The organism is Cupriavidus sp. KB_39, assembly GCF_052114485.1.
In the GTDB taxonomy this organism is placed as follows: domain Bacteria; phylum Pseudomonadota; class Gammaproteobacteria; order Burkholderiales; family Burkholderiaceae; genus Cupriavidus.
Map to the genome: position 1 here is coordinate 1 of NZ_JBFREV010000219.1, position 438 is coordinate 438.

At 68.5% G+C, this 438-nt stretch carries 2 protein-coding genes; both read left to right on the forward strand.

From position 1 onward, the window contains the following. On the forward strand, nt 1-299 hold a 299-nt coding region (locus AB4Z27_RS29630; protein ID WP_441646061.1), incomplete at its 5' end, for a Bug family tripartite tricarboxylate transporter substrate binding protein. 61 nt (nt 300-360) lie between these two features. After that, the coding region (locus AB4Z27_RS29635; RefSeq protein WP_441646062.1) for a LysR family transcriptional regulator at nt 361-438 on the forward strand (78 nt) is incomplete at its 3' end.

Consider the following 438-nt stretch of genomic DNA (forward strand, 5'->3'; position numbering starts at 1 on the left):
CGGCGCGGGTGCCGTCCATGCCGAACGTGCCGACCTTCGCCGAAGCCGGCTTCACGGGCTTCGAGTCGATCGGCTGGATCGGCATGCTCGCCCCGGCTAAAACGCCCGCCCCGCTGGTGCAGCGGCTGTCCGCCGAGATCGCGACCATCGTCAAATCCCCGGCCGGCGCCAAGATGCTGGCCGATAGCGGCATGCTGCCGCGCGGCACCACGGCGCCGGAGTTCGGCGCCCTGCTCAAGCGCGACCAGCAGGTGTGGCAGGCGCTGGTCAGCCAGTCGGGGATCAAGGTGGCGTCGTAAGGCGACGCTGTAAGCCTGCGCCTCCCGATATACTCCCCGGATCGTTTCAGGGAGACCTCGCGTGGATCGATTGCAGGCCATGAAGACCTTTGTCACCGTGGTGGAGAGCGGTGGCTTCACCGCGGCCGCGCGCAAGCTC